Here is a 9,309-nt window from a genome sequence, read left to right on the forward strand (position 1 = left end):
CATACGCATAAGCATTGAATTTGTCTGCTCAAGTGCGCCCGAAGCTGTCTGAATGAGGCTTATTCCGTCTTGAGTGTTATATAATGCTTTCTCCATGCCAAATATACGGGATCTCATAGTCTCGCTGATTGCAAGTCCTGCCGTGTTGTCAAGATCGGCTATTTTTGTGCGCAGTCCCGTTGATAATTTCTCTAATGAGCGTTTCATGGCGAGAGAATTACGCATCATTATCCGCTGACCCATTAAGGACGTTATATCGTGATTCATAATCATAGACATTCTAATTCATCACCTTCCTTGTGTGAAATCTTCATCCCTGAAAAAAAATTAATTTCCCCCGCTTTCACGGGTTCGGCGCAATTGCGGGGGTTAAATATTTATAACTTCATATCGAGCGATTTATGTCTCGATTTTCTTTTCTCGCGAATCTTCTGCACGAGATTTATAACTTTGTCCGGCGGAAACTTGCGAATTATTGTCCCGTCCGAGCTGTTAATCACGCTGACCTGCACAATATCAGCGTCCTCGATAACATCATACTTGAGATGCCGCATTTCTGAAGCCTTGTCAATAACTTCACTTTTTGCCTTGTCCGCTAATTGTGTTGCTTTGCTTTGCTCATTTGTACGGCGTGCCTGAGTGTCAGAACTTTTTTTATATCGCGCTGGTTCCGGCAAATCCGGGCCTGTATTCCCAAGTGTCCGGGTCTTGACAACCTGACGCTGATGTTCTGCTGCAGCTGATTGAATATAAGCCGGAAGGGTATAATCCAGCTTCATGACTCAACCACCTGCTTCCGTTTAGTGCTGCTGCCTCCAGTTTAACGCGCAATTTGTTATCAAAAAAGGGAAGAGAGATAACCCCCCTTCCCCCGTTAAATGCGCGATTAAATTAAATAACTTATCCTGAAGACTGACTACTAACGGATCAGGCTGAGGACGTTCTGCGGCTGCTGGTTTGCCTGAGCGAGCATTGAGTTTCCGGCCTGAAGCATAATGTTGAGCTTCGTGAAGTTCATCATTTCCTTCGCCATGTCTGTATCGCGGATTCTGCTCTCTGCGCTGGTCAGGTTCTCACTGGCTGTCGTCAGGTTGTTCGCCGTGTACTCTAATCTGTTCTGATAAGCTCCGAGATTTGCTCTCTGAGTGGAGACTTTATCAATAGCGTTGTCAATGATCGTGATTGAGCGTGCTGCTCTGTCATGGCTCATTACGTTTACGCCGTCGAGTCCGAGTGCATGTGATCTCATGTCGCCGATGTTGAGTGACATATCTTCGCCCTCATTTGCGCCGATCTGCAATACTGTCGTGTTGTCTGCGATATGAAGCGTTGTTTCCTGCGTTGATGATGAGAATACAAACTTGTTGAGCTTGCTGTTCCACGACGCGTTAATGCCCTTCAGCGAGCTGAACTCGATATCAACGTTATCATCGATTAAGCCGTGTGCTACGTTGCCGGTTACTTTCACGTTTGATGCAATTGTCTCGCCGGTATGTGCGTTACTTACATCAACAGTAAATGTTGTCTCAGTGGCTTTCTGAATCGTGTTCAATGAGAGAGCATTTATGAGATTTTCATCTCCAGAAAGGGTGATCTCGCCTTCTTTGCCTGGTACTGCCGAACGAATAAGGAATGTTCCTTCTACAGACTCTGAGCCGACTGTTGCACCGTCTACGAACGTTACAAATTTTGTAGCATCATCAACATATTTTGCTTGGCCGAGACCTGTTGCTACTGCGTCATTGAGCTTCTTTGCTACGTCATTGAGCGTGTCATATCCGTAAAGGGTTACGCTTGCCGTGTTGCCGTTCGCCTGATTGAGGGTGATCGTCTTGGCATCGTCGAGCATAAATACACCCTCAGAGTTCCAGAATTTGTCAAGGTCACGGAGTTTAACGTCGCCCTTTGCAACTTTGCCAACATATGCAGCGTCAAAGCTGGCAAGTATATCTCCGTCCTGAAGAGAAGCTATAGCTCCGCCATTTTTGAAAGTCGGCTCAGTTGACATTATTATATCGCCGAGTTCAGCAACACCGGTTTTCTCATTCAAGAAATAGTTTTTGAAGTGAATTTCTGTGTTTGCTGTCTTGTCAGAGTTCAACGTGTACTCAAGTGTATTACCTCTGAAGGGGCCGCCGTCCCATTTGTCAGACCAGCCACTGTCAAGAGAACCTTCAACCTGAACAGCCATATGGTTAGTAGCAGTGTCAGTTGTAGGAGTAATAGAGTAGACAAATTTTGCGTTCTCATCAATTAAACTTAGAGATCCACTAAGTTCAATAGTTGTTGATGTGCCGCCAGTACCGCCAGTACCGCCAAAAATTTCTGTAAGATATACAGGAGCAGGGTTTTGTCCTCCGAGAATGATGTTATCCTGCGTTGCTGTGGTCGTTGTACCGTCCTGAGAAAGAAGGCTGGCAGTTGCTTTAAGGGTTACTGTTTGATCTACTGCATTAATACCGGTAACCTCAAATAGTACGCTGGCATTATCATAAGTGCTGCTACCAACATTAACGGTAAATAAATTAGACGCATCAGTATAGTTTGGACCCTGCGGAGTAATACCTGTTGTGGTTGGGCTAACTCCATTTCCGCCGCCCTCATATACTATTTTAAGACCAGGTGCAGGCCTGTCGATAGTGTGAGTAACAAATGAACCTGCTGTAAATCCACCAGAATCCAGTGTGATACCCTTCTGTCTTGCTGCTGCAATAATTTCATCCTCAACACCTGCAAATACTTGGCCTGTGCTTGCTGAACCGCCAGTGAAGAAAGTTTGCTGATCTGCTGCTGAGAAGCTGGTATTCTCGCCGATACCGAAAATATCAGAACCCGATGTTGACCAAATTTCTACGCCATCAGTCGTTTGAATGCTAATTTTGGTAACAGGCGCAGTAGTAGCATTGAATGTAATTGCGGTTGTCGCGTCATACTGATTGCCGCCAAGTCCATAAGCTGCAGTGAGCTGTGCAGTAGCAGCATTTTGCGGTGCAGTATAGTAAGACATTGTGTAGCTGCCTGCTGCTACACTGTCAACGGAAACATCTTTAACGCCCCCGTCAGTATTTACAGACTTGTTCATAAGTACGTTCTCATGTTTTACCTTCATGATGTCGGACTTCTGAACTTCACCCTGTCCGGGATCTGCTTTAACGCGAATCTTATAGTTGCCCTCTACAGAGACTTTCTGTCCAAACTGATCAGTCTTACGGAGACCGCCGTTGATGATAGCTTTTGTCTCGTTGTCGTCGCTGCTCCAGAGTGCTGCTGCTTCACCGTTGAGTAATTTTTTCTTGTTGAACTGAGTCGTGTTGCCGATTCTGGTGATTTCCTCGTTGAGCTGGTCGATTTCAACCTGAATGTAGCTTCTGTCCTGCTGTGTTAATGTGTCGTTTGCTGCCTGGACTGAAAGCTCGCGCATTCTCTGAAGGATTGAATGAGTCTCACTGAGTGCGCCTTCTGCTGTCTGGATTAAGCTGATACCGTCCTGAGTGTTGGCGACTGCTTTATCGAGTCCTCTGATCTGTGCGCGCATTTTCTCGGAAATTGCGAGACCTGCTGCGTCGTCTGCGGCTGAATTAATGCGAAGACCGCTTGAAAGTTTGGCGATTGACTTCTGCAGAGCGTTACTTGTGTTATTAACAATATTGTAACTCTGTAAAGCCGGTATGTTATGCTGAATTACCATTGACATAGTTACAAAACCTCCTTGTAAATTCTTAAATGTTCCTTGCCTTCCATGTGTAAGGAACTAACTAAAGTTTTTGCCTTAACACTTGGACTCAGACCTTCACCCTTAAACGCTCGCGCCCGTTTTATGTGATGATCCGGCTGCGTGTCCTAGTGAGTCGGGCTGTGCGCTTTGTTACATTATAAACCTTTTATACTTTTCGCGAAAAGGTTTGCTGTGTTAGTTGCCCTAATTGCTGGGCGTTTTTCTTTGTTCATTCACATTTTCGGTGCGTTGTGTGCATGACTTTAGCGGATGAGAAAAAGTTTTATGATAAAATTTTTACGGGAAGTCTCTCGTGAAGTTTGCGGGAGAGGCTACCAGGGGTGTCCCTCTGAGTATTGGCCAAGAAAGGAGGGAATAAGGATGATGAATATAACAAAACTCGTACAGGCCATTACTGACCTAATACGAGCCGTTACGGAGTTAATCCGAATATTCAAAAAATCCTAGCGTTCCTAATTCGTTGGGTTATTCCTGATGTGGGGATCGCAACCCCCATTAGGTAAGCCCGTTTTTGTACTGTCCTGTTCTCCCCAGGGACGGTTTTATTATACACTAATATTTATATTCGCTCATGATAAAACAACACAGCTCGTACAAGCCATCACTGAACTAATACGAGCCGTTACGAAATTAATTCGACTTATTCAAAAATTGTTAATCCATTTCCGTCTTAGAGTTCGTTTCTGAAACGGGGACTCGTTATCCCCAATTAAGCACTCCAAATTTTTTCCTTCAACGTCCGAACTCCCCAGATGGTTTTATTATACACTAAATATTTATAATCTCTCATGATAGAATATTCTGCAGAATTTGATTCGCCCGGAAACATCCTCGAAAATCTTATTTCAAAGTATGTAAAGGAGGAAATTTTTTATGATTCATATTAGCAATCTACACAAAGAGTCGTCTAACGGCTGGACGAAATTAATTGCAGAAATTACACAGGGGGGGGGGGGGCATGACTTCTTAAGCGATACAGAAAAAAATATCTGGTTCGCCGTCAAAGATGAGAATGCCGGAATGCTTGCTGATGATGTTTATAATGCGTTTCTGCTTGTGCCGTTGTATTTGGGAATGTATTACAAACACGATTTACATATTCACGGGTGCGTCTCTAAAAGATTCTACAGAAATATAAATAATTATCTGCAAAGAATTTTATGCGATTTCAGCGATGATTTGTCGAGAATTAACGTAACTGTCGACTGCTTCAAAGAGTGTGATGGAGACCATAATATTATCGGTGCCGGAATTTCTTGCGGGGTTGACTCGCTGACTACGATTTATGACAGATTCGTTAATGAGTCCGACCCTGAATATAAAATTAATGGACTGTTCTTATTTAATACTGGTACATTCGGCAATTACGGCGAAAAATGCGAAAAAGTTTATTTCCTTCACTCCCAACAAAACAAACGCGCAGCAGATGAGCTTGGCCTGCCGGTTTATCAAGTAAATTCAAATATTCACGCGTTTACACACAAAGTCGGTTCAGATCCTAAAGCCGGTTATTTTGCAATATGGTCGTGTATAATTGCTCTTGAGAAGGCGTTAAATAAATATTATGTCTCGAGCACGTATAGTTATAATCAGATTTTGACGTTCGGGAAAAATTTTCATGACCGTGATTTTGCTCAATTCTCGGAAAGTTATTCAGTGCCGCTGATTCGTACGGATAGACTCGAATTAATAAGCGACGGCTGCCAATATGAACGCAATGAAAAAGTTGAACGCATTGCAGATTGGAATATCGCGCAAAAATATTTGAACGTCTGCTACATGGATGCTGCTAATGCCCGTAATTGCTCGAAATGCGCTAAATGTACCGCGACTCTGTTAGCGTTGGAAGCAATAAATAAACTAGAAAATTTCAGCGGAGTATTTGACCTCGATACGTATAAAAAAATTTCGTGGCGCGAGAAAAAAATTGCAGTCTTCAACCACTTTGAAAATATTATCTCCAGCAATGAGCCTGACCCGTATTTATTCTTAAAGCGCAGAGGCGTAAAGCTCCCTTCACGTCTTAGCGCATATCTCTTACAATGGCGGAGATTCCCCGGTTTTGTTTACTTAACGTTCAAAAATTTCATTCACTCAATAGTCGGCGACAAAATTTATTATGCAACTAAAAAATTTGTGAAAGGCTCATAGCTTTTAATTGCGAAATAATATTTGACGGGGTATATTGTGAGATAAATTCTATTCTGAAAGGGGATTTACTCACATATGAAGAAAACAGATATCGGAGTCTGTCTCGCGATGTACGGGGTTTGCGCATTTTTCCTGTATATGACTCTGCAACTTCCGAAAGCTGCGCAAATTTATCCGTTGTGCGTGATTGCTTTATTAGCCGCATTGACGACTTTGCACGTGATTAACATGATTCGTGCTGCGATTCGTGAAGGCGTTACGAGCGGGTTGGAAGATTTCAAAAATTTTCTGCCCGTTCAATTTTTTATGATATTAGCTCTGATTGTAATTTATCTTGCCATAATGCCGTATGCAGGCTTTTATCTTGCGAGTATATTATTTATGAGTGTAACACTTTTATTTTTGCGCGTTAAAATTTGGCAGGCCGTTCTTGCTGAAATTGTGATAATTGCGTTAGTTTATTGCGCGTTCACATTATTTCTTGAAGTCAGACTCCCCGCCGGAATATTATTTGATTAATGGGAGGTTATAACGATGACTGAAACTTTATCATTAATGGCCGGAGGATTTATACACGCGTTTTTGCCGGTGAATCTTTTAGCGATGACTGCAGGTGTTACAATCGGAATTATTATCGGCTGTCTTCCCGGTTTATCTGCTGCAATGGGAGTAGCTTTATTGCTGCCTATGACATTTTCAATGGAAGCATCAACGGGAATGATTATGTTAGGTGCGATTTATTGCGGGGCAATTTTCGGAGGTTCGATTTCTGCGATATTAATTCACACACCTGGGACTCCTGCGAGTGCTGCAACAGCGATTGAAGGCTATCAAATGACTCTGAAGGGTCAGGCGGGAAAAGCACTCGGGACGGCGTGTATTGCGTCATTTTTCGGAGGTCTGCTCTCGTGTATATCGCTTTATTTCTTTGCGCCTTTGCTTGGCCAGTTAGCTATGAAATTCGGATCTCCTGAATATTTCTGGCTCTCGATATTTGGACTCACGATTATTGCGGGTGTCTCGTCTAAATCAATGGTCAAAGGCTTAATGAGCGGTGCATTAGGTTTATTACTCTCGACAATAGGAATGGATCCCATGCACGGTGTTAAAAGATTCATGTTCGGCCAAGCGTCATTATATGAAGGAATTAACGTAACATGCGCATTAATAGGTTTATTCTCGATGAGTCAGGCTCTAGTTTTGGCAGAGTCAAAAATTAAGCAGCGTGCACGAGCTACAGAATTTAATGATAGAATGCTTCTGACAAAATCAGAATTACGCGAAATCGCGCCAACTATCGGCCGTTCATGGATAATCGGTAATCTTGTAGGAATTTTGCCCGGTGCAGGAGCTTCTATCGCGTGTTTCATGGGATATAACACAGCACGGCAATTTTCAAAACATAAAGAATTATTCGGCCACGGTTCATATGAAGGAGTCGCGGGAAGTGAGGCAGCAAATAACGCAGTAACAGGCGGCTCATTGATTCCGATGTTGACTCTTGGAATCCCCGGCGAAAGTGTTACAGCTGTATTAATGGGAGGCTTAATTATTCAGGGTTTGACCCCAGGACCGAATTTATTTGTAGGCGAGACAGCGAAAATGACATACACATTTTTTGCAGGATTTGTGCTGATTCAATTTTTCATGCTTGGTATAGGTTTATTAGGCTGCAGAGGTTTTGCTCACATTGCTAGATTGAGCGACGCAATATTAATCCCTTCAGTAACGATTTTGTGTGTAGTAGGCTCGTTTGCGATTCATCAAAATTTTGTTGACGTTGTAATAATGCTTATATTCGGAGTAATAGGCTGGCTTGCTCGTAAATTCGGGCTTAACAATGCTGCAATAGTTTTAGCTTTGATACTCGGCCCGATTGGTGAAAAAGGTCTTAGACGCTCGCTATTATTATCAGGAGGAGACCCGAAAATTTTATTCTCGACTCCTGTGTGCTGGGTGTTAATAGTTTTATGCGTTCTCGGTGTATTATCGCCGATTTTAATGGACAAAATGTCGAAAGGAGTTAATGAAGAGTAAATGGTCTTCTCGTCCGGAGTATTCTTATTTGTGTTCTTACCTGTCCTTCTCGTGATTTATTATGCGTTGAAGGGCAGGACAGCCCGAAATTATATTTTGCTGTTCACGAGCTTATTATTTTATGCATGGGGCGAACCTGTATTTATATTTATAATGCTTGCGTCGATAATTGCAAATTGGCTGTTAGTTTTGTTAATGGCTGGGAGTGAGCATAAAAAATTTTGGCTGAGTCTTGCTATAATGCTTGATGTTGCGTTATTGGGAGTGTTTAAATATGCGTCATTCATCACGGCAAATATAGCAGCTTTGACGGGCTATAATGCGATTCGTGTAAATATTGCGCTTCCGATTGGTATATCATTCTTCACGTTTCAAATGATGTCATACGTTTTTGATGTCTATTACGGGACTTCAAGGCCACAGAAGAATCCTTTATATGTTGCATTATATATTTCGTTTTTCCCGCAGTTAATTGCAGGGCCTATCGTGCGTTATAATCAGATTGAGAGCGAGATTACAACGAGACATGAAAATTTTGATGATTTCTCTGAAGGTGTGAGACGCTTTATTTACGGTCTTGGGAAAAAAATTCTGCTCGCTAATTTCTTGGCCGTCATAGCAGATAATATTTTCGGTTATATAGTGAATCCGTCTGTAATGATGTCATGGCTGGGGGCGGTTGCTTATACACTGCAAATATATTTTGATTTCTCCGGTTACAGTGATATGGCAATAGGGCTAGGGTTGATGTTCGGTTTTCATTTCAGCGAAAATTTCAATTATCCGTATATTTCAAGCAGCGTAACAGAATTTTGGCACAGGTGGCATATTTCATTATCTACATGGTTCCGGGATTATGTTTATATACCGTTAGGAGGCAGCCGAGTCAATAAAGTGCGTCATATATTAAATATTTTTGCGGTCTGGCTCTTGACGGGAATTTGGCATGGTGCAAACTGGACGTTTATTTTATGGGGATTAATATATTTTGTTGTGCTGATATTCGAGAAGGAGACAAGAATTATTCAGCATCTAAAAATTTTCTCGCACGTCTATACGCTATTTATAGTGATTCTTGCGTGGGTTATATTCAGGTCTGAGAGTATAGCGTCAGGAATAAATTATATTTCATCAATGCTGGGATTGAATGCGAATAATTTTTGCGATTCAGGCTTTATAGTGTATGTAAAAGGCTCGTGGGTTGTGCTGCTTGCAAGTTTAATCGGGATATTTCCATTTGTTAATAAATTCCGGCGTACTTGGATTGAGTCGATATGGCTTGTGTTTGTGCTGATAGTGTCAATCTGCGAAATAGTGAGTTCGAGCTATAACCCGTTTATATACTTCAATTTTTAGGAGCGGGAGAAAAGTTTTATGAGCCTGCA

Annotated in this window: 7 protein-coding genes; 4 read left to right on the top strand and 3 right to left on the bottom strand. The window is 42.3% G+C overall.

Going from position 1 to position 9,309, the window contains the following annotated elements; all coding sequences use genetic code 11:
* The 3 genes from IJT21_11610 to IJT21_11620 all read right to left on the bottom strand — a co-directional run.
* Positions 1 to 279: flagellin (locus tag IJT21_11610; protein MBQ7578897.1), on the bottom strand; the 279-nt coding region annotated here is incomplete at its 3' end.
* A gap of 98 nt (positions 280 to 377) precedes the next feature.
* Positions 378 to 779: a flagellar protein FlaG gene (locus tag IJT21_11615; GenBank protein ID MBQ7578898.1), complete on the bottom strand. Its 402-nt coding sequence runs from the start codon at positions 777 to 779 to the stop codon at positions 378 to 380.
* 140 nt (positions 780 to 919) lie between these two features.
* Entirely contained in the window at positions 920 to 3,688 is a 2,769-nt protein-coding gene (locus tag IJT21_11620) for a flagellin (GenBank protein ID MBQ7578899.1), read from the bottom strand.
* Between the two features lie 921 nt (positions 3,689 to 4,609).
* Between IJT21_11620 and IJT21_11625 the strand changes: the two genes are divergently transcribed.
* The 4 genes from IJT21_11625 (at position 4,610) to IJT21_11640 (ending at position 9,280) form a co-directional block, all read left to right on the top strand.
* Positions 4,610 to 5,887, top strand: a complete 1,278-nt coding sequence (locus tag IJT21_11625) for a hypothetical protein (protein ID MBQ7578900.1) — start codon at positions 4,610 to 4,612, stop codon at positions 5,885 to 5,887.
* Positions 5,888 to 5,962: 75 nt separating this feature from the next.
* Positions 5,963 to 6,406: a tripartite tricarboxylate transporter TctB family protein gene (locus tag IJT21_11630; GenBank protein MBQ7578901.1), complete on the top strand. Its 444-nt coding sequence runs from the start codon at positions 5,963 to 5,965 to the stop codon at positions 6,404 to 6,406.
* 15 nt (positions 6,407 to 6,421) lie between these two features.
* Positions 6,422 to 7,924, top strand: coding sequence for a tripartite tricarboxylate transporter permease (locus IJT21_11635; protein MBQ7578902.1), 1,503 nt, complete (start codon positions 6,422 to 6,424; stop codon positions 7,922 to 7,924).
* Complete coding sequence (locus IJT21_11640; protein MBQ7578903.1) at positions 7,925 to 9,280, top strand: MBOAT family protein; 1,356 nt, start codon at positions 7,925 to 7,927, stop codon at positions 9,278 to 9,280.
* Positions 9,281 to 9,309 lie beyond the last annotated feature (29 nt).

Source organism: Synergistaceae bacterium (assembly GCA_017443945.1).
Classification (GTDB): domain Bacteria; phylum Synergistota; class Synergistia; order Synergistales; family Aminobacteriaceae; genus JAFUXM01.